Annotated in this window: 22 protein-coding genes and 1 riboswitch; of the genes, 10 read left to right on the forward strand and 12 right to left on the reverse strand. The window is 53.4% G+C overall.

Features of this window, described 5'->3' with window-relative positions; translation table 11 throughout:
- Positions 1 to 13: 13 nt before the first annotated feature.
- Complete coding sequence (rlmF, locus tag VH187_RS09060) at positions 14 to 940, reverse strand: 23S rRNA (adenine(1618)-N(6))-methyltransferase RlmF (protein ID WP_329701131.1); 927 nt, start codon at positions 938 to 940, stop codon at positions 14 to 16.
- A gap of 94 nt (positions 941 to 1,034) precedes the next feature.
- On the opposite strand from rlmF, the gene VH187_RS09065 reads away from it, so the two are divergent.
- The 3 genes from VH187_RS09065 (at position 1,035) to ybiJ (ending at position 2,781) form a co-directional block, all read left to right on the forward strand.
- A complete protein-coding gene (locus VH187_RS09065; protein WP_329701132.1) occupies positions 1,035 to 1,649 on the forward strand; it encodes a flavin reductase family protein in 615 nt (204 codons plus the stop codon).
- Positions 1,650 to 1,810: 161 nt separating this feature from the next.
- Positions 1,811 to 2,074, forward strand: a complete 264-nt coding sequence (gene mcbA, locus VH187_RS09070) for a DUF1471 family periplasmic protein McbA (RefSeq protein ID WP_329701133.1) — start codon at positions 1,811 to 1,813, stop codon at positions 2,072 to 2,074.
- Between the two features lie 446 nt (positions 2,075 to 2,520).
- Positions 2,521 to 2,781: a DUF1471 family protein YbiJ gene (gene ybiJ / locus VH187_RS09075; RefSeq protein WP_329701134.1), complete on the forward strand. Its 261-nt coding sequence runs from the start codon at positions 2,521 to 2,523 to the stop codon at positions 2,779 to 2,781.
- Positions 2,782 to 2,884: 103 nt separating this feature from the next.
- On the opposite strand, the gene ybiB is transcribed toward ybiJ, so the two are convergent.
- From ybiB to VH187_RS09095, 4 genes are all read right to left on the reverse strand, one after another.
- Entirely contained in the window at positions 2,885 to 3,847 is a 963-nt protein-coding gene (gene ybiB / locus VH187_RS09080) for a DNA-binding protein YbiB (RefSeq protein WP_329701135.1), read from the reverse strand.
- Between the two features lie 29 nt (positions 3,848 to 3,876).
- A complete protein-coding gene (gene dinG / locus VH187_RS09085) occupies positions 3,877 to 6,021 on the reverse strand; it encodes an ATP-dependent DNA helicase DinG (protein WP_329701136.1) in 2,145 nt (714 codons plus the stop codon).
- Between the two features lie 102 nt (positions 6,022 to 6,123).
- Complete coding sequence (gene rhlE / locus VH187_RS09090; protein ID WP_329701137.1) at positions 6,124 to 7,530, reverse strand: ATP-dependent RNA helicase RhlE; 1,407 nt, start codon at positions 7,528 to 7,530, stop codon at positions 6,124 to 6,126.
- 303 nt (positions 7,531 to 7,833) lie between these two features.
- On the reverse strand, positions 7,834 to 8,244 hold the full coding sequence (locus tag VH187_RS09095) for a YbhQ family protein (RefSeq protein WP_329701138.1): 411 nt from the start codon (positions 8,242 to 8,244) through the stop codon (positions 7,834 to 7,836).
- Between the two features lie 131 nt (positions 8,245 to 8,375).
- Here VH187_RS09095 and VH187_RS09100 point away from each other — a divergent pair, with 131 nt between their 5' ends.
- The 3 genes from VH187_RS09100 to VH187_RS09110 are packed head-to-tail and all read left to right on the forward strand — an operon-like array spanning position 8,376 to position 11,337.
- Positions 8,376 to 9,137 carry an endonuclease/exonuclease/phosphatase family protein gene (locus VH187_RS09100; RefSeq protein ID WP_329701139.1) on the forward strand — a complete coding sequence of 254 codons (762 nt, stop codon included), beginning with the start codon at positions 8,376 to 8,378 and terminating at the stop codon, positions 9,135 to 9,137.
- Positions 9,134 to 10,375 carry a cardiolipin synthase ClsB gene (clsB, locus tag VH187_RS09105; RefSeq protein WP_329701140.1) on the forward strand — a complete coding sequence of 414 codons (1,242 nt, stop codon included), beginning with the start codon at positions 9,134 to 9,136 and terminating at the stop codon, positions 10,373 to 10,375. The genes VH187_RS09100 and clsB overlap by 4 nt, the downstream gene beginning before the upstream one ends.
- Complete coding sequence (locus VH187_RS09110) at positions 10,375 to 11,337, forward strand: YbhN family protein (RefSeq protein ID WP_329701141.1); 963 nt, start codon at positions 10,375 to 10,377, stop codon at positions 11,335 to 11,337. Before clsB ends, VH187_RS09110 begins: the two co-directional genes overlap by 1 nt.
- Before the next feature lie 51 nt (positions 11,338 to 11,388).
- On the opposite strand, the gene VH187_RS09115 is transcribed toward VH187_RS09110, so the two are convergent.
- The 6 genes from VH187_RS09115 to moaA all read right to left on the reverse strand — a co-directional run bounded on the left by VH187_RS09115 (position 11,389) and on the right by moaA (position 14,884).
- Entirely contained in the window at positions 11,389 to 12,093 is a 705-nt protein-coding gene (locus tag VH187_RS09115) for a Bax inhibitor-1/YccA family protein (protein ID WP_329701142.1), read from the reverse strand.
- Positions 12,094 to 12,171: 78 nt separating this feature from the next.
- Positions 12,172 to 12,624, reverse strand: a complete 453-nt coding sequence (moaE, locus tag VH187_RS09120; protein ID WP_329701143.1) for a molybdopterin synthase catalytic subunit MoaE — start codon at positions 12,622 to 12,624, stop codon at positions 12,172 to 12,174.
- Positions 12,625 to 12,626: 2 nt separating this feature from the next.
- Positions 12,627 to 12,872 (reverse strand): molybdopterin synthase sulfur carrier subunit, encoded by a 246-nt coding sequence (gene moaD, locus VH187_RS09125; RefSeq protein WP_329701144.1) that lies wholly within the window; start codon positions 12,870 to 12,872, stop codon positions 12,627 to 12,629.
- A complete protein-coding gene (moaC, locus tag VH187_RS09130; protein ID WP_329701145.1) occupies positions 12,865 to 13,350 on the reverse strand; it encodes a cyclic pyranopterin monophosphate synthase MoaC in 486 nt (161 codons plus the stop codon). Before moaC ends, moaD begins: the two co-directional genes overlap by 8 nt.
- A 3-nt stretch (positions 13,351 to 13,353) precedes the next feature.
- On the reverse strand, positions 13,354 to 13,866 hold the full coding sequence (moaB, locus tag VH187_RS09135) for a molybdenum cofactor biosynthesis protein B (RefSeq protein WP_329701146.1): 513 nt from the start codon (positions 13,864 to 13,866) through the stop codon (positions 13,354 to 13,356).
- Positions 13,867 to 13,894: 28 nt separating this feature from the next.
- The gene (gene moaA / locus VH187_RS09140) at positions 13,895 to 14,884 is read right to left on the reverse strand and encodes a GTP 3',8-cyclase MoaA (RefSeq protein ID WP_329701147.1); all 990 of its coding nucleotides are present in this window, start codon (positions 14,882 to 14,884) and stop codon (positions 13,895 to 13,897) included.
- Positions 14,870 to 15,001, reverse strand: a riboswitch (molybdenum cofactor riboswitch). Its footprint overlaps the gene before it by 15 nt.
- 225 nt (positions 15,002 to 15,226) lie before the next feature.
- Between moaA and yvcK the strand changes: the two genes are divergently transcribed.
- The 4 genes from yvcK to pmrB all read left to right on the forward strand — a co-directional run bounded on the left by yvcK (position 15,227) and on the right by pmrB (position 19,688).
- Positions 15,227 to 16,135 carry a uridine diphosphate-N-acetylglucosamine-binding protein YvcK gene (gene yvcK / locus VH187_RS09145; RefSeq protein ID WP_329701148.1) on the forward strand — a complete coding sequence of 303 codons (909 nt, stop codon included), beginning with the start codon at positions 15,227 to 15,229 and terminating at the stop codon, positions 16,133 to 16,135.
- 163 nt (positions 16,136 to 16,298) lie between these two features.
- Positions 16,299 to 17,939 (forward strand): phosphoethanolamine transferase EptA, encoded by a 1,641-nt coding sequence (gene eptA, locus VH187_RS09150; RefSeq protein WP_329701149.1) that lies wholly within the window; start codon positions 16,299 to 16,301, stop codon positions 17,937 to 17,939.
- Positions 17,940 to 18,611: a two-component system response regulator PmrA gene (gene pmrA / locus VH187_RS09155; RefSeq protein WP_329701150.1), complete on the forward strand. Its 672-nt coding sequence runs from the start codon at positions 17,940 to 17,942 to the stop codon at positions 18,609 to 18,611.
- On the forward strand, positions 18,612 to 19,688 hold the full coding sequence (gene pmrB / locus VH187_RS09160; protein WP_329701151.1) for a two-component system sensor histidine kinase PmrB: 1,077 nt from the start codon (positions 18,612 to 18,614) through the stop codon (positions 19,686 to 19,688).
- Between the two features lie 199 nt (positions 19,689 to 19,887).
- Here the strand turns inward: pmrB and uvrB are convergent, their stop codons facing one another.
- Positions 19,888 to 21,903 (reverse strand): excinuclease ABC subunit UvrB, encoded by a 2,016-nt coding sequence (gene uvrB, locus VH187_RS09165; protein WP_329701152.1) that lies wholly within the window; start codon positions 21,901 to 21,903, stop codon positions 19,888 to 19,890.
- Positions 21,904 to 22,253 lie beyond the last annotated feature (350 nt).

Genomic DNA, 22,253 nt, shown 5'->3' on the forward strand with positions numbered 1-22,253 from the left:
GGCATCTTGTTTCTTAGCGTGCGCGCGCAGCAAAACGACGACGTTTGTCGTCATCAAGGAAGGTCCAGGCAATGAAGCGGCTCTGCTTTTGCCCCTGGGCCATCTCTTTTTTCACCACTTTCACCGCACCGGCTTCCGTCAATGCGGAATAGAGCATCGGCAAATTATCGCCGCGTGATACCAGCGACGTGAACCACATCACCTGGCGACCATACTGACGGCTTTCGTCGATCATCTTGCGGATAAAGGCCACTTCACCGCCTTCGCACCACAATTCCTGTTCCTGACCACCGAAGTTCAGCGGGTCATTCTTCTGCTGGCCGAGATTACGACGCTTGCGCTCATTGCCTTCGCGCGCGGTGGCGGCAGAGTCATGGAATGGCGGATTACAGACCATCGCATCGAAGAATTCATTCTTATGGATCATGCCGGTCAGAATTGCCTGAGCATCCTTCTGACGACGCAGACGGATCTGGCGGGTCATGCCTGGGTTGGCATCAATAATTGCCTGTGCGCCAGCAATGGCTTCGGCATTGATCTCCGTTCCGGTGAAGCGCCAGCCGTATTCATGACTGCCAATCAACGGATAAATCAGGTTCGCCCCGGTGCCAATATCCAGCACGCTGGCATTCTGCGGTATGCTGCCAGTGGTTTCTGCCAGTAAATCCGCAAGATAGTGCATATAATCCGCACGTCCTGGTACTGGAGGGCAGAGGAAGCCTTGTGGAATGTTCCACCCTTTAACCTGATAGAAATGCGCCAACAGCGCCTCATTCAGGGTTTTCACCGCCTCGGGATCGGCAAAATTAATGGTCTGTTCCCCGGCAGGGCTGGTGACGATAAACGCTGACAGCGCAGGGGTTTCCTTGCACAGTACAGGTAAATCGTATCGGTCGTGGTGACGGTTGCGCGGGTGTAATCCCGGCTTTTGGGCTTTCATGGCTTCCTCCTGTGGACGGCAGCGTAAGATACCCGTTGACGCGGGTGGCGTAAATAAGTGAGTCTGCATAATCCTTTAAACTGACAGGTGCGCTATGTATTTTTATCAACCTTCAGACGGCCACGGACTGCCCCACGACCCGCTTAATGCCATTATTGGCCCACGCCCGATTGGCTGGATTGCCTCGGTTGATGCTAAGGGTAATCGCAATCTTGCGCCCTACAGCTTCTTTAACTGCTTTAACTATCGCCCACCGATCATCGGTTTCGCCAGCAGCGGCTGGAAAGACAGCGTGCGTAATATTGTCGAAACCAAGGAATTCGTCTGGAACCTCACCACGTTTGATCTTGCCAGCGCGATGAATGAAACCTCTGCAAGCCTTGCGCACGGCGAAGATGAGTTTGCGCGTGCTGGGCTAACGCCCATTGAGAGCCGCCTGGTGCGCGCGCCACGCGTCGCGGAAAGCCCGGTTAACTTCGAATGTCGTTTATCTCAGTGCATTCAGCTAACGGGCGCCGACGGTACGGCGGTCGATACCTGGCTAGTGCTGGGTGAAGTGGTGGCGGTACACATTGATGAATCGCTGCTGGAAAACGGGATTTACCAAACCGCGAAAGCTCGCCCCGTGCTGCGTGCCGGTGGCCCGAGCGCTTATTACAGCATCGACGAAAGCCAACGGTTCGATTTGATTCGCCCCGACGCTCGATAATCTTTCCGCTTATCAGCCACTTGTATGTGGCTGATTTGTCAGTTTTTTGTCAGTTAATGTCGTTCAAAAAATAAGCAGATCATCATCAATTTTTTGCGGTATGTCACACTTCTCCACCACCTACACTTAGAGTGTCCCATGGATACAGAGAGGATGTGCACATGAAAAGACTGTTGATTCTGGTTACTGCTGGTGCGTTGTCGATGCTCTCTTTTTCGGCTTCCGCCGAACCTCAACAACTGATGCAAGGTGATACCGGGCAACTTCGCCCATCTGGCACCGTATCGGTTTCTGGCGCCAATGATTTTGAAGACCTGCAAAGTAAACTGGCTGAAAAAGCCCATGAACAAGGTGCGAAAGGGTTCGTTGTGAATTCCGCCAGCGGTGAGAACAAAATGTTCGGCACGGCGACCATCTACAAATAATCTGTTGAAGTAATCCCGCCACAAAATGCGCCTCATTATGCAGGCGCATTTTTATTTCGCCCGCCCCAAAACCCCATACAAACCAGCAGAACAAAAACACTACAAATATGATTTATTAAGTGTATAGTTCCAGACCATTCAGCTCATCGTAGATTTACTGACAAAACTATAGCATCCAATACAGCGTAATCGCTTGTCTATACGCGCACAGTTTTCACCAAGAAAAGTCGCAATTTGTGCACTTAAATTTCTCTCAAGGGCATCACGTACGTTTTCCCTCTCTCTTGCCAAAATAATTTATTAATAAACAGTAATTTATTAATTGTTCAATTTTTTCGATTAAGTCCTTCAAGTCTATTCGATTTTATCTGTCGCTGAAAAACGTGATACTCATCACATCGACGGAACAACGTCACATTTACAGAATAACCTGCGAGAGATTAACCATGAAAACCATTAAAACTGCTGCTGTTGCTATCGCCCTTTCTGCTCTGTCTTTCGGTGTGTTTGCCGCTCAGCCGATCTCCACTACTGAAGCGCAGAGCCTGAACAAAATCGGTACTGTGTCTGCTGAAGGTGCAACGACTCTGGATGGTCTGGAAGCGAAACTGGCTGAGAAAGCCGCTGCTGCAGGCGCTACCGGTTACAGCATTACTTCTGCTAACACCAATAACAAAATCAGCGGTACTGCGGTCATTTACAAGTAATTGCCCGAAGAGATTTACCCCTCATTGACCATTGCCCTATTGTACCTGTTTAACCCTTTGTACAGCCCGTCCGGCCACTGGACGGGCTTTTTTTGCTTGCTGTTTACCAGCAACCGTTGACCCGTTGCAGGCCAGCGTCAATATCCGTGACTTCCCCCGTTGCCACCAGGCAGCAAGCCAGTTGAATTTTCAGCGACTCCGGCAGCGGCTCCACACCCGCCACGCAGCGCTCAATCCACCGTGCCGTCACTTCGGGATCTTTCGATTCAGGCAATATCACGTCACGCAATTCATCTTCACGCTCAACAAGCATGCGCGTCCCATGGCTATCAATCAGGCTGATTTGCGGGCAGCGTTGCGGGTTGGCATACACTTCCCCTTCGGTGCCGTGCATTAACAGCGCCCGCCCGCCGATGCTTTCAAAGAACTGACCGACGCGCGGCACATATTCCGGATGCGAAACGCTCGACAGGCGCAACGCTTCGCTTTCACCGAACGGCGTGGCGAGCTTCGCCAGCGTATGCGCGCTGTTACGCACCCCCATGCGCCAGCGCATGCCCAGCTGATTTTCCAGCGGCGCACAAAAAGCACCAATCGGCATGTATACCGGTTGATGACCATCCAGTTTCGCCTGTGCCTGCCCGGCGTGCAGTGTCGGCTCAATGCCCAGCAGCGTAAAGATGGTTTCGGTCAACACGCGCGTCGGATCGTGGCTGACACCGTGAACCAGCACCGGAAAGCCCAGTTTATGCAGCAACATCGCCAACAGCGGCGTGAGATTCGCCTGCTTACGTGCGCCGTTATAGCTCGGGATAACAATCGGCATCGGCTTTGCCACAGGCGGTGTCAGACGGACGGTGTGCTGTTGCATCGCTTCATAAAAGCCCCGCATCTCAGCTTCACCCTCGCCCTTAATACGCAGGGCGATAAGAATGCCGCCCAGCTCCAGCTCCGGCACTTCGCCTTTCAGCATCTGCGCGTACAGCCCGCGCGCAGTATCGGTATCCAGGTCCCGGGCATGATTTTTTCCACGCCCGACTTCTTTAATGATTTTACGATAATCCATGCATAACTCCTGACGGCAGGCCGACAATCTCAGCGTCGCTTACGCCGAGCCGGTTTACTTTTACTTTTTACTATACCTTCTGGCGCGTCGGGTTGCTCAATGGGAAACACCGGTAATGCATTCAGTAAGCGTGCACCATAATTTTTGGTCAGCAAACGCTTGTCGTATATCACCACTTCGCCCCAGCAACTGTGGCTACGAATCAAACGCCCGACCTGCTGAATCAGGTTAAACGAGGCACTTGGCAGGCTCTGCACTTCGAACGGATAACGATTGAGACTTTTCAGCCATTCGCCTTCGGTGATCACTACCGGGCTATCAATCGGCGGAAACGCAATTTTGTGGATATGCACCTGGCTTAGCAGTTCGCCTTTCAAATCTAACCCTTCTGCAAACGACTGTAGCCCAACCAGCACGCTACGCTCGCCGCTTTCCACTTTTTTGCGGTGCAGTTCCACCAACCGATAACGTGGCTGATCGCCCTGCACTAACAGCATCAGGCGTAAATCCGGCACGTATTCCAGAAAACGCTGCATCGCGCGGCCGCTGGCGAACAATACCAGCATGCCGAGATGCTTTTTGGCTTCCACTTGTTCACGAAAATACGCAGCCATTTCAGAAAGATGCTGCTCTTCATTGTCCATCGATGGCTCAACGCTCATCTTGGGAATGATAATTTTGCCCTGCTCGACGTGATTGAACGGCGAATCGAGGGAGACAAAACGGTCCCCCGCTTTTTCCTTCAGGCCGCTCATCTCCTGCAAACGGGAAAAGCTGTTTAACGAGCGCAGCGTCGCGGACGTCACCACGATGTGTGGCACGCGTCGCCACAGCAGTTTTTCCAGCTGATCGCTGACGCGGATCCCGACGCAATGGAACCAGACGTGCGGCTGACCGTCGCGCTGATCGCGGGTCGCCCATTTGGTGACCGGCGCGCCGGAGGCCTGAACCATCGCTGACAGCCGCCACAGTTTGCTCTGCGCCTCGAACATCCCCAATGCGCGGTTCATCTGCAAAAGTGCCCGATGCAGTCGCACAATGTCGTGTGTGCCTGTTTTTTCACTGAGATCGTTGAGGAACAACTCCGACAGTCCGCGCAGCATTTCGGTCAGTTTAGCCAGCCGCTGGCAGATAACCATCACTTCTTCCGGCAACTCACCCATCGCAAAACGGTGCTCTGCTTCGGGTGCTGCGGGCATATAAAGATTAAGAATGTTATTCAGCGAAACGATATGTTCGTACAACTCGTCGCAATGTTCTTTCAGGCGTTCCGGGGCCGCCAGCGGCGGGAAAGTTTTCGGGCGGAACTGCTCCATGCAGGTCGCCACCAGTTTGCTGAATAAATCGAGCTGTAGCCGATACCAGGGCGCGGTGATTTCCGCGCTCATCTCCAGCGCATCACGCGCAACATCCGGCAGATGATGGCCTTCATCCAGCACAAGCAGTAAATTTTTTGCTTCTGGGAGCACCGCTTCACTTTCCATTGCCGCCATCACCAGCGCGTGGTTGGCGACCACTACTTCCGCTTCCTGAATTTCACGGCGCGCCACGAAAAATGGACATTCACGGTAATAGTGACAGTTGCGGTTGAGGCAACTCGCTTTATCGGTGCTCAGGCGACGCCAGAGATCGTCTTCAATATTCTGATCGGTATGATCGCGCAGTCCATCCCATTTGTAGCTGTCCAGATCGGCTTTCAGCTTCGCACAGCGCTTCTGCTCTTCTTTACTGTTGGGCGTGAGTTCATCTTCGAGGAACGCCAACAAATCCTGCTGCGTGGTTTCGCTGCTGGACAGCGCAGTGAGATTGCGCGGACAGACATAACGCCCACGACCAAACGCAGCGGTGAAGCGCAAATCAGGGATGATTTTTTTCAGCAGTGGCAGGTCTTTGCTGTAGATCTGATCCTGCAAGGCGACGTTAGCGGTGCTGACCACCAGCGTCTTCTGCTCCTCGCGGGCGATGGCAATGCCGGGGATCAGATAAGAAAGGGTTTTACCAACGCCGGTTGGCGCTTCGATAGCCAGGTGCCTGCCCTCTTCACCGGTAAGGGTTTTCGCCACATCGGCAATCATCTGCCGTTGCGGTGCCCGGGGGATAAAATCAGGGATCTGTTCCTGGAGCGCCTTATACCATGACGCAATTTGCGCCTTGAGCGCGGCGGTGAGTGCCATCTGAACGTCCGAATACTGTATAAACAGCCACTATTCTGGCACTTTCCGGCAATAAGGGCAAAAAAAATGGCCGCCGAGGCGACCATTATCGTTTTGCTGCGATTACTGCGCGGCGGCAGGTTTACGCGGCGGGCGACGACGACGCGCTGCGCCATCAGCGGCTTTGCGCGGTTGATCACCTTCGCTACGACGAGCCTGACCATTGCCTGATGCAGGTTTATCGCTGCGACGGCCCTGACCGTTACCGGCCGGTTTGTCACTGCGGCGCGCCTGACCACCGTCGTTACGACGCGGCTGGCCCTGACTCTGACCACCACGGCCACCACGACCACCCTGACGACCGTTCTGAATCGGCTCCGCCTGGATGCTTGGATCGACTTCGTAACCTTCCAGCGCAATACGTGGGATCTCTTTTTTCAGCAGACGTTCGATGTCACGCAGCAGTCTGTGCTCATCGACACACACCAGCGACAGCGCTTCGCCCGTTGCCGCAGCACGACCGGTACGACCGATACGGTGCACGTAATCTTCCGGTACGTTCGGCAGTTCGTAGTTCACAACGTGCGGCAGTTCTTCGATATCCAGGCCACGGGCCGCGATATCAGTTGCCACCAGCACACGCAGATCGCCAGATTTAAAGTCAGCCAATGCACGAGTACGTGCGCCCTGGCTCTTGTTACCGTGGATCGCGGCACTGCGAATGCCGTCTTTATTCAGCTGTTCAGCCAAATGGTTAGCACCGTGTTTGGTACGGGTAAACACCAGCACCTGTTTCCAGTCGCCTTCGCCGATCATCTGTGACAGCAGTTCCCGCTTGCGTTTCTTATCCACGAAATGCACGAGCTGGCTAACTTGCTCGGAGGCAGTGTTACGACGTGCCACTTCCACTTCAAGTGGGTTGTGCAGCAGCTTAGACGCCAGCGATTTGATTTCATCAGAGAAGGTTGCGGAGAACAGCAGATTCTGGCGTTTCGCAGGCAGTTTTGCCAATACGCGACGGATATCGTGGATAAAGCCCATGTCCAGCATGCGGTCGGCTTCGTCCAGCACCAGAATTTCGACTTTATCGAGGCTCACCGCGTTCTGGTGTTCCAGGTCAAGCAGACGGCCTGGGGTTGCCACCAGCACGTCAACACCGCCACGCAGTTTCAGCATTTGCGGATTGATGCTCACGCCGCCGAAAACAACCATTGAACGGATGTTGAGATATTGGCTGTACTCACGAACGTTTTCGCCCACCTGAGCCGCCAGTTCGCGGGTTGGGGTGAGGATCAGCGCACGCACCGGGCGACGGCCTTTGGCATGCGGTTCTTCCTGAGACAGCAGTTGCAGCAGCGGCAGGGTAAAGCCCGCTGTTTTGCCTGTACCGGTCTGGGCGCTGGCCATCAGGTCGCGGCCCTGCAGTACGCAAGGAATAGCTTGTTGCTGGATGGGGGTTGGCTGAGTATAACCCTGTTCTGCGATAGCACGCAGGATCTCAGGATTCAGGCCAAGGGTTTCAAAAGACATAACAACTCCGAACCGCCCCGACCATGACAGGTATCGTTTTCAGGGTGATAGTGATAATTCGAAAAAACAAAAACGATAATGTCGCAAGATGCGCAGTGTAGCAGTTTTTGTGACGCACCGCATAAAATATCCCTCAACTCTTTATCTGCGAAACATTTTGCCAGTGAGTTTGGTCAAGGCAAAAAATCAGCCATCACATGAAGTGATCGACGGTTTAATGAGTAGAGACATGATGAGGGCTAAGCAGATTGACCTGAAGGAGGGAACTTGTGGCCGCTACTGGGAATAGCGACCACGGCGGGATCAGTGGCGTACGCGATGTTTCGGCGTAACGTGGCGTAGCTTTTTATCTTTGGTCAGCAGTGACAGCAGCGCCGGACCTGCAAGGATAACCACACCCGCCAGGGCCAGCAGGACGTTGTTTTGCAGCACGCGAGACAGTAACCAAAGGACAATCACCGCCGCGCCAAAATACCAGGTGGTGGTGAGTTCTTCCAGAAAATCACCGATGTCGCGCCAGCGCGCTTCGTGGTGGCGCTGCAATGCCAGCATCAATATCACCGTCACCGCATACAGGACGCACAGCCCTAACCCCACGCGCACCAGCGCGCCGTGCATCCATCCCATGACCAGCGCTGCGACAACCAGCATATGCAAAATAATCTGCCAGCAGCTCAGGCCAGTGGTGACACGAATTCGTTGTTGCCACTTCATGTCTTCTCTCCCGAAGCATTTTCAACTGTTATTTAGAGTACCGAACTTTACGGAAAATTCCGTAACACCGCACCTTTTTGTGACGACTACTACACTATTTCATTCAGGACAGTGATACGGACAGGAGAAATATGACTCAGCCGTCGCGACATTTTTCATTAAAAATTTTGACGATCAACACACACAAAGGCTTTACCGCGTTCAATCGCCGCTTCATTTTGCCCGAGCTTCGTGACGCGGTGCGAGCTGTGGGCGCAGACATTGTCTGCCTGCAGGAAGTGCTGGGCGCGCATGATGCCTGGTCGCTTCAGGTCGAGAACTGGCCGAATACCAGCCACTATGAATTTCTCGCCGATACCCTGTGGAGTGATTACGCCTACGGCCGCAATGCAGTCTACCCGGAAGGCCATCACGGCAATGCCGTGCTGTCACGTTTTCCAATCCAGCACTTTGAGAATCTGGATATTTCAGTGGGTGAAAGTGAAAAACGTGGGCTGCTTTACTGCCGCATAATGCCCCCGGAACTGGCAACGCCGGTTCACGTGATGTGCGTGCATCTCGGCCTGCGTGAAGCCCATCGCCAGGCGCAATTAACTATGCTCAGTGATTGGGTGAACGGCCTGCCGGAAAATGAACCTGTCGTCGTCGCGGGTGATTTTAACGACTGGCGACAGAAAGCCACTCTGCCGTTAAAAACGCAGGCCGGCCTGGAGGAAATATTCACGACAGCAATAGGTCGCCCCGTGCGAACCTTCCCCGTTCGTTTTCCTTTACTGCGCCTCGATCGGATCTACGTCAAAAATGCCCAAGCCAGCAACCCGACAGCGCTGCCGTTACGCGAGTGGCGGCATCTTTCCGATCATGCGCCACTCAGCGCGGAGATCCACTTATGAAATGTGGCTGGCGTGAAGGCAATCAAATTCAGCTGCTGGAAAACGGCGACCAGTATTATCCGGCGGTTTTCAGCGCGATTGAGAAAGCAGAAAGTAAAATCATCCTCGAAACCTTTATCTGGTTTGAAGATAGCGTCGGCTGGCAGTTGCATGACGTTCTGCTGAAAGCAGCACGGCGCGGCGTGCATATTGAATTGTTGCTCGACGGCTATGGTTCGCCGGATCTTAGCGATCGATTTGTCGGCGTATTAACGTCGGCAGGTGTCATTTTTCGCTATTACGATCCGCGCCCTCGCCTGTTCGGCATGCGCACCAATTTGTTCCGCCGGATGCACCGTAAAATTGTCGTCGTCGATGGCATCGTGGCATTTGTTGGCGGCATTAATTACTCCGCTGAACACATGTCAAATTATGGCCCCGAGGCAAAACAGGATTACGCCGTGCGCGTGGAAGGCCCGGTGGTGCAGGACATTGTGCAATTCGAGCTGGAAAACTTGCCCAGCAATGCCGAAGTCCGGCGTTTCTGGCGGCGTCGCCATCGCCCGGAAGAGAACCGCCAACCCGGCGAGGCGCAAACGCTGTTTGTCTGGCGCGACAACAACGAACATCGCGATGACATCGAGCGTCACTACCTGAAAATGCTGGCGAATGCCCGACGGGAAGTGATCATCGCCAATGCCTATTTTTTCCCTGGCTACCGTCTACTGCACGCGATGCGCAAAACGGCGCGTCGTGGTGTGCGAGTCAAACTGGTGGTACAAGGCGAACCGGATATGCCTATCGTAAAAGTCGGCGCGCGATTGTTGTACCGCTATTTACTTAAAGGCGGCGTGCATATTTACGAATACAAACGTCGCCCGCTGCACGGCAAAGTCGCGCTGATGGACGATCACTGGGCGACCGTCGGCTCCAGTAATCTCGATCCGCTGAGCCTGTCGCTGAACCTTGAAGCCAATCTCATTATTCACGACCGTGAGTTTAACCAGACGCTGCGCGACAATCTCGACGCCATTATCGCGCAGGATTGCCAGCAGGTTGACGACACTATGGTGCCAAAACGCAGTTGGTGGAATCTGGGTAAAAGTGTGGTCGCATTCCACTTCCTGCGCCATTTCCCGGCGATGGTCGGCTGGCTGCCCGCCCATACACCAAAGCTTGCGCAGGTCAGCCCGCCCGTGCAAAACTCGCTTGAAACACAAGACCGTATCGAGCCTGAAAATACGGGGGTAAAACCCTGATGAATCACTCTCACCCGCGCTGGCGGTTGGCGAAAAAAATCCTTACGTGGCTGTTCTTTATCGCCGTCGCTGTGCTGCTTGTCGTTTATGCCCAGAAAGTAGACTGGAAGGAAGTGTGGAGCGTCATCCGCGATTATAACCGCACCGCCCTGCTCAGTGCCGTGGCGCTGGTTATCGTCAGTTATTTGCTGTACGGCTGCTACGATTTGCTGGGCCGGGCGTACTGTGGGCATAAACTGGGAAAGCGCCAGGTGATGCTGGTGTCGTTTATCTGCTATGCCTTTAATCTGACGCTCAGCACCTGGGTCGGCGGTATTGGCATGCGTTACCGACTCTATTCACGCCTCGGCTTGCCCAGCGGCACCATCACCCGCATTTTTTCACTCAGCATCACCACCAACTGGCTCGGCTACATCCTGCTCGGCGGCGTGATTTTCAGCATTGGCGTCGTTGATCTACCGGCTCACTGGTATATCAGCGATACCACACTGCGAATAATAGGCGGCTGCCTGCTGCTGTCGATAGCGGTTTATCTGTGGGCTTGCGCATTTGCAAAGCGTCGCCATTTGACGATCAAGGGGCAGAAATTAGTCCTGCCATCGTGGCGATTTGCGCTGCTGCAAATGCTAATTTCCAGCGCCAACTGGATGGCGATGGGGGCGATTATCTGGCTGCTGCTCGCTCAGGAGGTGAACTATTTCTTCGTGCTCGGCGTGTTATTAGTGAGCAGTATCGCGGGCGTTATCGTGCATATTCCGGCGGGGATCGGCGTGCTGGAAGCGGTATTTATTGCGCTGCTCGCGGGGGAGCATACCTCGCAAGGGAAGATCATCGCGGCGCTGCTGGCGTATCGGATGCTGTATTACTTTATTCCGTTAGCGCTGGCGACGGTGGCCTATCTGCTGTTGGAAAGTCGAGCGAAGAAACTGAAAGCGAAAAATCAGAAGGCGATGGCGGAGTGAGACGGGTGAACTGATTGCCGGGTGGCGGCTAGCGCCGCCCGGCAGCACATATCAGCGGCGGTTGCCCATGATGCGCAGCAGCATCAGGAACAGGTTAATGAAATCAAGGTACAGCGTCAGCGCACCGAGAATCGCGTATTTACGCAGGTTGCTGCTGTCGCGTGTGTCGATCTGCTCGCCAATCATTTTCAGCTTTTGGGTGTCATACGCCGTCAGGCCCACAAACACCACCACGCCAATATAGGTGACGGCCCACATCAGCGGCGTGCTTTTCAGCCAGATATTGACCAGTGACGCCAGAACGATACCAATCAGCGCCATAAACAGCATTTTACCCATGCCGGTCAGGTCACGTTTGGTGGTGTAGCCATACAGGCTCATTGCACCGAACATCCCCGCCGTCACGATAAAGGTGCTGGCAATGGAACTGTAGGTATAGGCAATGAAAATACTGGAAAGCGTTAGCCCTGTTAGCGCCGAATAGAGCATAAATAGCGTCGTCGCCATGCCCGCGCTCAGACGCTGAACCATGCCAGACAGCACGAACACCAGCGCCAGTTGGGCGATGATCAGGCCAAAGAAAGTGATTTTGCTGGAGAAAACGAACATCATCACTGCCGGGGTGCTTGCTGCAAACCACGCAACAAACGCCGTCAGCAGCAGCCCACAGGTCATCCAGCCGTAAACCTGTGCCATATAGGTTTGCAGACCAGAGCGCGCCTGCACTATTGAATCGGGACGCGAGTATCGGTCCATGATGAATACCTCAGATAAAAGGTGTGTGTTCTGTAAGCGTATCACAAGCACAATGGGCGCATAGCTGAAAAAGGTGTTTTACCAGCGCTTTGCCGCTTCCTGGTCGCTTTCGCGGGATTCTACCCAACGCTCGCCTTCTGGCGTAGCTTCGCGTTTCCAGAACGGGGCGCGGGTTTTCAGGTAATCCATGATGAATTCCCCGGCGGCAAACGCGCTACCGCGATGCACGCTGGTAACGCCGACAAACACAATTTCTTCACCGGGCCACATTTCACCGATGCGGTGAATGACCGAGATGCGCCCTAAGCGCCAGCGACCACGGGCTTCTTCAACGATTTCCGCCAGCGCCTTTTCGGTCATGCCCGGGTAGTGTTCCAGGGTCAGTGCTTTCACGCTGTCGCCGAGATTGTGATTACGGACTTTACCGGTAAAGGTGACCACCGCGCCGTCTTCGTCGCGTTCAGCTAACCAGGCGTATTCCGTACCCACATTAAAACGCGCTGGATCGACGCGGATCAGGGTTTCGCTCATGATTAACCCCCTGTAACTGGTGGAAAGAAGGCGACCTCGTCGCCCTGTGCGAGCGGATGGTCAGCACTCACCAGCGTCTGATTGACCGCCGTCAGCAATTTGCCCTCTTCCAGCGCCAGTTCCCAGCGAGAGCCTTGCGCCGCCAGCTGCTGGCGCAGTTGTTCAACGGTCGTCGCGTCGGTGTCCAGCGTTAAACTGTCGGTGCCCACTAACTCGCGCACCTGGGCGAAAAATAGAATTTTAATCATCTGTCTGCGCCCTGAAATCGCCGGATTTGCCGCCGCTTTTCGTCAACAGACGAACCGGGCCAATCACCATGTCCTTTTGCACCGCTTTACACATGTCGTAGATGGTCAACGCGGCGACCGACGCCGCAGTCAGCGCTTCCATTTCGACGCCGGTTTTGCCGGTCAGGCGGCAGAGCGATTCGATGCGGACGCGGTTATGTTCGGGCTGCGCCTGCAAATTCACTTCCACTTTGCTAAGCATCAGCGGGTGGCACAGCGGGATAAGATCCCAGGTTCTTTTGGCGGCCTGGATCCCTGCGATGCGGGCAGTGGCAAACACGTCACCTTTGTGATGACTGCCGTCGATAATCATCGCCAGCGTGCCTGGCAGCATGGTGACAAAGGCTTCGGCGCGGGCTTCGCGCACCGTCTCGGCTTTGGCGGAAACATCCACCATATGGGCTTCACCGGCGGCGTTAATGTGCGTCAATTGCGACATGATTTATTTCTTCAAATGTGGGTGGAAATTACACGGGCGGGTACGCGCATCCAGCTGCGGCGCAATAATATTTTCCCATGCGGTGCGGCATGCTTTGGTCGACCCTGGCATCGCGAAAATCAACGTGTTGTTGGCGACGCCTGCAATCGCGCGGGATTGCAGCGTAGACGTACCGATCTCTTCAAATGACAGCATGCGGAACACTTCACCAAAGCCTTCAACCTCACGGTCAAACAGCGGTCGCAGCGCTTCCGGGGCCTGATCGCCTTCGGTAAAACCGGTGCCGCCGTTGATCAACACCACCTGCACATCGTCGCGGGCAATCCATACAGATACCTGCGCGCGAATGGCGTAGCGGTTCTCTTTCACGATGGCTTTATCAACAACGGAGTGGCCCGCGTCATGTGCACTGTCGCGCAGATAATGACCGGACGTGTCGTCCTCTTCGCCGCGACGGCTGGAGACGGTAAGAATAGCGATGCGGGTCGGGATAAATTCAGCACTGACCTGGCTCATAAAAAAATCTCCTTATTCTTCTAACGGCTCAGCCGCCGATATACGAAAGATTCTGCGTAATGCCGGTCTGGCCCTGATGCAGGAAATGGGTCTGTTTTTTCTGCGCCAATGCTTCGGAAATTCGCGCTTCAAGCTCAGGTTGCTGGGCGTCTTCCGCGAGCAAATCGCGAAGATCGACACCGCCGTCACCGAACAGACACAGATGCAGTTTTCCTGTCGAGGAGACACGCAGGCGGTTGCAGCTGGCACAGAAGTCTTTTTCATACGGCATGATGAGCCCGATTTCCCCGGCGTAATCGGGGTGACAGAAGACCTGTGCCGGGCCGTCGCTACGTTGACGAATCTGGTGGATCCAACCGCGTTTCAGCAGTTCATCACGCAGGACCATGCCGGAAATATGGTGTTTACGGAACAGGTCACTGCCCTCTCCGGTTTCCATTAACTCGATGAAGCGCAGTTGAATCGGGCGAGGTTTGATCCAGGCAAGAAAGGTGTCGAGCTGGTGATGATTCACATCACGCATTAATACGGTGTTGACCTTCACTTTGGCAAAACCGGCGTCAAAAGCCGCGTCGATACCGTCCATCACCTGCTGAAATTTATCCTGCCCGGTAATGGCCTGAAACTGGCGGGCGTCAAGGCTATCCACACTGACATTCACGTGGGTCAGTCCGGCATCACGCCAGCTTTGCGCATCACGCGCCAGACGATAGCCGTTGGTGGTGACCGCGATTTGGCGGATTGCTTCATTTTCACGCACGGTGGCAATGATGTCGGTAAAATCGCGACGTAAAGAAGGTTCGCCCCCGGTCAGACGCACTTTTTCAGTGCCCATGGCGGAAAACGCACGGGTCACGCGACGCACTTCTTCGACGGAAAGAAAGCCGTTATTGCTGACCCCACCCGGTTTGTAACCCTCGGGCAGGCAATATGTGCAGCGAAAGTTGCACACATCGGTAATCGACAAACGCAAATAGTAAAACTTGCGCGCGAAAGCATCGGTAAGTTGTGGGGCCATACACCTTTCCAAATAAGGGAGGCACAGTCATTTCTTCCTGTACCCTGGTGACATCGTCACGGCCAGGGCGCCATATCCGTAAACTTAGGCGCCAGGGCTAGAGTGTAGCTTCTGTTTTTTCAGAAGCGGGTTATGCCGATAGTAGCGTGTAAATGACGGTTTCGCCATTTCGCACATTCGCTATATAATCTTATACATAGCGACCTGATCGTGCACTTTCACTACAGAATACGCAAAAATCCTGCTTTTGCATTGATATGCGTCATTCTGGTGGGATCTGAGCATCGTCTTTTAGAGGGAGTTACGCTAAGGTGATGACGTTGGTTTTTAATAAGGAATTTTATGCGCAATCGTACTTTTGCGGATCTCGATCGTGTCGTCGCACTCGGCGGTGGGCATGGTTTGGGGCGAGTGATGTCTTCTCTCTCCTCACTGGGTTCGCGCCTGACAGGTATTGTCACCACCACCGATAATGGCGGCTCCACGGGCCGAATTCGCCGCGCCGAAGGCGGGATTGCCTGGGGCGATATGCGCAATTGCCTCAACCAACTCATCACTGAACCGAGTGTCGCTTCGGCAATGTTTGAGTACCGTTTTGGCGGCAATGGCGAACTTTCCGGGCATAACCTCGGAAACCTGATGTTAAAGGCGCTGGATCACCTGAGTGTGCGGCCCCTTGAAGCAATCAATCTGATCAGAAACCTGCTGAAAGTTGACGCAGGGCTGATTCCGATGTCGGAAGTGCCGGTTGATCTGATGGCGATTGATGACGAAGGTCACGAAATCTACGGTGAAGTCAATATCGACCAGTTAACATTGCCGCCGAAAGAACTGTTGTTATCACCGTCGGTCCCGGCGACTCGCGAAGCGGTGCAGGCTATCGCAGAAGCAGATTTGATTCTGATTGGCCCAGGCAGCTTTTACACCAGCCTGATGCCGATTTTGTTGCTAAAAGAGATGGCTCAAGCCTTAAGAAGAACGCCCGCCCCGATGGTGTATATCGGTAATTTAGGGCGTGAACTGAGTCCAGCCGCCGCCAGCCTGTCGCTGAAAGACAAACTGGAAATCATGGAACATTATGTCGGTAAACCCGTCATTGACGCGGTCGTCGTCGGGCCAACGGTAGACGTTTCTGAGATGACGGGCCGGGTCGTGATCCAGTCGCCGCTTGAAGCCAGCGATATTCGTTATCGCCACGACAGACACCTGTTGCGCGAAGCCCTGGAGAAGGCCATTCAGGCTTTAGGCTAAGTATTCATACCCAATTGCAGGCATGCCATTGGGTTTCTTACCCTCCGATCCCCACATAACTAATATGCTATTCGTACAGTTTTAGACCATTCCTTAATTTCTTAAGGTTGTCTTAAAACTCCGTCGTCATCATTGTGTCATCTTATTCTGCCGGATACCCGTGATGTCACGATTTTCACTTCGTCGCCCTGCGATGGGGCACATTGTCTACTTAGTGCTGTTTGCCCTGTATATCTCGCTGTTCCTGAATATCAGCTTCTATAAACAGGCTTTTGCCCTGCTGCCCGTGGATTCGCTGCATAACGGCCTGGTGTATGCCACCATGCCGATTGTGGCTTTTTGCGTGATCAATATTCTGGTCACCTTAGCCTCCTTCCTGTGGCTCGACCGCGTTTTAATCAGTCTGTTTATTCTGGTGAGCGCGGCGGCGCAGTATTTCATCATGACCTTCGGCGTGGTGATTGACCGTTCGATGATCGCGAACATTATCGACACCACGCCGGCAGAAAGTTTTGCGTTGATGTCGACGAAAATGGTGCTGACGCTGCTGCTGTCCGGTTTGTTAGCGGTGCTAATTGCCTGGTGGATCCGCGTGAAAAAACCGCTGGGTGCCTGGAAGAGCATCGCATTGCGCGTCGCCAGTATTGTGATTTCCGCCCTGCTTATCGTGTTGGTCGCCCTGCTCTTTTACAAAGATTACGCCTCGCTGTTCCGTAATAACAAAGAGCTGGTGAAATCCCTGAACCCATCAAACAGCATTGTGGCGGTGAACTCCTGGTATTCCCATAACCGTCTGGCGCATTTGCCGCTGGTGCGTATTGGTGAAGATGCGACGCAAAAGCCAATCATGAAAAATGGCCCACGTCATAATCTGACTATTCTGGTGCTGGGCGAAACCTCCCGTGCAGATAACTTCTCGCTTGGCGGCTACGCCCGTGAAACCAACCCACGTCTGGAACAAGACAATGTGGTTTATTTCCCGAACACCACCTCCTGCGGCACCGCAACGGCGATTTCCGTGCCATGCATGTTCTCCAATATGCCGCGTGAGCATTATGACGAGCAGTTGGCGCAGCATCAGGAAGGTTTGCTGGATGTGATCCAGCGAGCCGGTGTGAACGTGCTGTGGAATGAAAACGACGGGGGCTGTAAAGGCGCGTGCGACCGTGTTCCACATCAGGACATGACGCATCTGAATTTACCGGGTCAATGTATCGACGGCGAATGCTATGACGACGTGCTGTTCCATGGGCTGGAAAACTATATCGACAACCTGAAAGGTGATGGTGTCATTGTATTACACACTATCGGCAGCCACGGCCCGACTTATTACAATCGTTACCCGAAAGCATTACGGACTTTCTCTCCGACCTGCGACAGCAATGAAATTCAGAACTGTTCGAAAGAACAACTGGTGAATACTTACGACAACACCATCGTGAACGTCGATTATATTGTCGATAAAGCCATCAAGTTATTGCAGTCAAAGCAGAATACCTTCACCACAAGCCTGGTCTATCTGTCCGATCACGGTGAATCCTTAGGCGAAAACGGTGTGTATCTGCACGGTCTGCCTTGGTCGATTGCCCCGGATACGCAAAAACACGTGCCGATGCTTATCTGGCTGTCCGATGATTATCAGCAGCGCTATAACGTGAACTATGCATGCCTGAAAAACCACGCCACGGCGAACCACTATTCGCAGGATAATCTGTTCTCAACCATGCTAGGCTTGGCGGGCGTGAATACTAAGGAATATCAGACGAGTGACGATATTTTATCACCGTGCAGAGGAGCGAACTAAATGAAAGTGCTGGTGGTTGAAGACGATTCATTATTGCTGCAAGGGCTGATTCTGGCGATGCAAAGCGAAGGCTATGTTTGCGATGGCGTGACGACGGCGCACGAAGCTGCGTTGTGCCTCGCAAACGGACACTACAGCCTGATTGTGCTCGATCTCGGTTTACCCGATGAAGACGGTCTGCAATTTTTGGCCCGTATACGTCGGGAAAAAATCAGCCTGCCAGTGCTTATCCTGACCGCTCGCGATACCGTTATCGATCGCATCACCGGGCTGGATACCGGTGCCGATGATTATCTGGTGAAACCTTTTGCGCTTGAAGAACTGAACGCCCGTGTTCGCGCGTTGTTACGCCGCCATACCAACCACGGCGATAATGAAATCAGCGTCGGTGAGCTGAAACTTAACGTCACTCGTCGCCTGGTGTCACTCGGTGAAACTCAGCTTGAGCTGACGCCAAAAGAATATGCCCTGCTCTCGCGTCTGATGACCAAAGCTGGCAGCCCGGTTCACCGCGAAATTCTTTATAACGATATTTACAGTTGGGACAACGAGCCGTCGACCAACACCCTGGAAGTCCATATTCACAACCTGCGTGACAAAATTGGTAAATCCCGCATCCGCACCGTACGCGGCTTCGGTTATATGCTGGTGAAAACCAACGAGGACGCCTAAATGAATTTGCCCTTCATTCGCGACGTGCAATGGACCATGCGCCACCAGCTATTACTGACCATCGCCTCTATTTTGCTGGTGTGTCAGGTGATAAGCGTGTTCTGGCTGTGGCATGAAAGCCAGGAGCAAATTCAGTTGCTGGTGCAAAGTGCTATCAATGGGCACAACAACCACAAGCATATCGAACATGAAGTGCGTGAGGCCGTCGCCAGCCTGCTTATCCCGAGCATACTGATCATCGGCCTGGCGCTGTGGATCTGCCTGCACGCAGTGAAACGCATCACCCGCCCGCTATGGGATTTACAGCAAGAACTGAACAGCCGCACGCCAGATAATCTCCAGCCCATCGAATTACCCAAATCGGTCAGCGAAGTCGACGCCGTGACGTCCGCGATTAACCAACTGGTTGAACGCCTGAACCAGACACTGGAACGTGAGCGCTTATTTACTGCCGATGTCGCACACGAACTGCGTACCCCGCTCGCCGGGCTGCGCTTACATCTTGAACTGATGGCGAAATCCCACACGGTGATGGTTGAGCCGTTGTTGCAGCGCCTGGATCAGATGACAGAAAGCATTTCGCAGCTGTTACAACTGGCACGCGTGGGTCAGTCGTTTTCTGCGGGTAGTTATCAGCAAGTTCCGCTGATTAAAGAAGTGATTTTGCCGATGCAGGATGAACTGGAAACGATGCTGGCACAGCGAGGACAAACCTTAATATTGCCTACTGAAGCGCATGACGAGACGGTTTCAGGCGATGCCACGCTGATGCGGGTACTGCTGCGAAATCTGGTGGAAAACGCCCACCGCTATAGCCCTGAAAATTCAACCATTACGGTTATCGCTGAAGCAGGTATGTTGGCGGTCGAGGACCAAGGTCCAGGTATTGATGAGGCCAAAAGTGGCGAACTCAGCAAAGCCTTTGTGCGCATGGACAGTCGTTACGGCGGAATTGGCCTGGGATTAAGTATCGTCACCCGTATCGCACAACTGCACGATGCGCAATTCTTCCTGCACAACCGTCAGCCAGGGCCAGGCGTCAAAGCGTGGGTGAAATTTCCGCGACGCGCGCGTTAATCAGTAAGTCAGGATCCACTGATGGAAAAAACCAATCACGATCGCAAAGGAAACAACTACGGTCAAAAGGGTTAAAACATTATCTTTTTGCATGGCGCTATCCTCATAAGTATGGGGACAGTGTCGCCGAAGAAGCTTAACTGAATATTAAGACCCCGGAAATAATGTGCGACCGGGGTCTTATTTTTAACGAAGGAATTTACGACGCGGCGATAAACAGATCTCGCAGTTGATGTAAGCGGTCACGTACTTCTGCGGCCTCTTCAAACTCCAGGTTCTGCGCATGCTTCATCATCTGTGCTTCAAGCTCATTAATTTTCTGCTGCAACGCCTTCGGCGACAGCGCGGCAGCCTGACTCTCTTCAACTACCTTCGATTTACCGCGACCTTTGCCACGTGTTTTCGCCAGGCTTTCACCCAATGACAGAATATCGACCACTTTCTTGTTCAGGCCCTGCGGCACAATGCCATTTTCTTCATTGTATTGCTGCTGCTTTTCGCGACGGCGCTCGGTTTCACCCATCGCTTTCGCCATCGAGGCGGTGATTCTGTCGGCGTACAGAATCGCTTTGCCGTTGATGTTACGTGCCGCGCGTCCGATGGTCTGAATCAGTGAACGCTCTGAACGGAGGAAACCTTCTTTGTCGGCGTCCAGAATCGCCACCAGCGACACTTCCGGCATATCGAGGCCTTCCCTCAACAGGTTGATCCCCACTAGCACGTCGAACTTGCCAAGACGTAAATCGCGGATGATCTCCATTCGCTCGACAGTATCGATGTCCGAATGCAAGTAACGTACGCGTTCGCCATGCTCTTCGAGGTACTCGGTTAAGTCTTCTGCCATGCGTTTGGTTAACGTCGTCACCAGCACGCGCTCGTTAATCGCTACGCGCAGGCGAATCTCTGACAACAGATCGTCCACCTGCGTGCCGACCGGGCGCACTTCGATAACCGGATCCAGCAGACCCGTTGGACGCACCACCTGATCAACAATCTCATCACCGGATTTCTCCAGTTCGTAATTCCCCGGTGTCGCTGAAACATAAATGGTTTGCGGCACCAGCGCTTCAAATTCTTCAAACTTCAGCGGACGGTTATCGAGCGCCGAGGGCAAACGGAAGCCGTATTCTACCAGCGTCTCTTTTCGTGCGCGGTCGCCACGGTACATCCCGCCTATTTGTGGCACGGTAACGTGGGATTCATCGATAACCAGCAGGCCATCCGCAGGCAGGTAGTCAAACAGCGTCGGTGGCGGCTGGCCCGGCCCACGCCCGGAGAGATAACGGGAATAGTTTTCGATACCCGAGCAGTACCCCAACTCGTTCATCATCTCCAGATCAAACTGAGTACGTTGCGAGAGCCGCTGCTCTTCCAGCAGTTTATTATTTTCCAGCAGTACTTTGCGACGGTCGGCCAGCTCGACTTTGATCTCTTCCATCGCCTGCACAATACGCTCGCGAGGTGTGACGTAGTGTGTTTTCGGGTAGACGGTAAAGCGCTGGATAGTGGATTCAAGATGGCCCGTCAGCGGGTCGAACAGCGACAGTCGCTCCACTTCTTCATCAAACAGTTCAACGCGCAGCGCAATGTCGTCCGATTCCGCAGGGAAAATATCGATAACTTCACCGCGAACGCGGAAAGTGCCACGCTGGAATGCTTGATCGTTACGGGTGTATTGCAGTTCCGCCAGACGGCGCAGAATTGAGCGCTGGTCGATTATCATGCCGACAGTGAGATGCAGCATCATCTTGAGGTACAAGTCCGGGTCACCCAGACCGTAGATAGCGGAAACCGATGCCACCACAATCACGTCACGCCGCTCGAGCAGAGCTTTCGTCGCCGAAAGACGCATTTGCTCGATATGCTCGTTTACCGAGGCATCTTTTTCGATAAAGGTATCCGAGCTTGGAACGTACGCTTCCGGCTGATAGTAATCGTAGTAGGAGACGAAAAATTCGACCGCGTTGTCGGGGAAGAACTCTTTCATCTCGCCATAAAGCTGTGCCGCTAGAGTTTTGTTCGGGGCCAGCACCATGGTTGGGCGCTGGAGATCGGCAATCACGTTGGCAATGGTAAACGTTTTCCCTGAACCGGTTACGCCAAGCAGCGTTTGATGAGCAAGGCCATCTTCAAGCCCCTCTTCCAGACGACGGATGGCCTCGGGCTGATCGCCAGAAGGACGAAATTCAGAATTCAGTTTTAACGGTTTACTCATGAACGACAACCTGGTGAAGGGTAAACGGGCAGACGATTAATTCTACTCTTCGCACCAAAATTTGCCAATAAGAAATACTGGATAAAAAAACAGTAACGCATTATCGTATCTGTGTTAGCGGTTCCACAAGCAAGCAACTGCGGTGAAAATTTAGCCTGCGACAACATAAAACACCAGGCTAAAGGGGTTATCCCCAGAACATTACCGTATTTAACATTTGTCAAGATGCGTAATGAATCTTTTGTGGCAGCCGGTGACACTTTTCTTACAGCCATTGATTTTATTGAACCCATTGATATAAAAAGAAAATATCGAAAAGCCGTGTTTCGCATCAATTTGCGTGCAGGCCG

The organism is Scandinavium sp., from assembly GCF_036271055.1.
Classification (GTDB): domain Bacteria; phylum Pseudomonadota; class Gammaproteobacteria; order Enterobacterales; family Enterobacteriaceae; genus Scandinavium.